Genomic DNA, 1,169 nt, shown 5'->3' on the forward strand with positions numbered 1-1,169 from the left:
GAAGCTACGGGTATCACTTAGGTGATGCGGTAGAGGAGCGTTCTGTAAGCCTGTGAAGGTGAGTTGAGAAGCTTGCTGGAGGTATCAGAAGTGCGCCGGTCCGATGACCCGTGACGAACTGAAAGACCTGGCGTGCCTGGGCTTCTCGACCGATCTGGTAATGCAGTCCTTCTGCCACACCGCGGCTTACCCGAAGCCGATCGACGTGACCACCCACCACACCCTGCCAGACTTCATCATGACCCGCGGCGGCGTTTCCCTGCGTCCGGGCGACGGCATCATCCACAGCTGGCTGAACCGCATGCTGCTGCCGGACACCGTCGGTACCGGTGGTGACTCGCACACCCGTTTCCCGATGGGTATTTCGTTCCCGGCCGGTTCCGGCCTGGTGGCATTTGCTGCAGCCACCGGCGTCATGCCGCTGGACATGCCGGAATCGATCCTGGTGCGCTTCAAAGGCAAAATGCAACCGGGCGTCACCCTGCGTGACCTGGTTCATGCCATTCCTTACTTCGCGATTCAGGCTGGCCTGCTGACCGTCGAGAAGAAAGGCAAGAAGAACGCCTTCTCCGGCCGCATCCTGGAAATCGAAGGCCTGGACAACCTGAGCATCGAACAGGCTTTCGAGCTGTCCGACGCCTCGGCCGAACGTTCGGCTGCCGGTTGCACCATCAAGCTGTCGAAAGATTCCATCACCGAGTACCTGAACTCCAACATCACCCTGCTGCGCTGGATGATCGGCGAAGGCTACGGCGATGCACGTACTCTGGAACGTCGCGCCCAAGCGATGGAAGCCTGGGTTGCCAACCCTGAGCTGATGGTTGCCGATGCTGACGCCGAATACGCTGAAATCATCGAAATCGACCTGGCCGACATCAAGGAGCCTGTGCTCTGCGCGCCAAACGATCCGGACGACGCCCGTCTGCTGTCCAGCGTTGCTGGCGAGAAGATCGACGAAGTGTTCATCGGTTCGTGCATGACCAACATCGGTCACTTCCGCGCTGCCGGCAAGTTGCTGGATCAGGTTTCGTTGCAGGTCGTTCTGCCCACTTCCGGCCTGGCGGCCTGCGACTTGGGCATGTCGTCCAGGCTCAATCCGGCGGTTGGAATGGCCGGCAACGAACGAATCAGAATTTTCCCACTGCGCCAGCGGTTCAATCGCATGTGTT

2 pseudogenes are annotated in these 1,169 nt (G+C 59.9%); one reads left to right on the forward strand and one right to left on the reverse strand.

What is annotated here, in order from left to right:
• Positions 1-85: 85 nt before the first annotated feature.
• Positions 86-1,027 (forward strand): annotated as a pseudogene (locus tag ACQKP4_RS29190) (aconitase family protein); the annotation flags it as partial.
• A gap of 47 nt (positions 1,028-1,074) precedes the next feature.
• On the opposite strand, the pseudogene ACQKP4_RS29195 reads toward ACQKP4_RS29190, so the two are convergent.
• Positions 1,075-1,169 (reverse strand): annotated as a pseudogene (locus ACQKP4_RS29195) (1-acyl-sn-glycerol-3-phosphate acyltransferase); the annotation flags it as partial.

This window comes from Pseudomonas sp. NPDC086278 (genome assembly GCF_050280905.1).
Lineage (GTDB): Bacteria > Pseudomonadota > Gammaproteobacteria > Pseudomonadales > Pseudomonadaceae > Aquipseudomonas.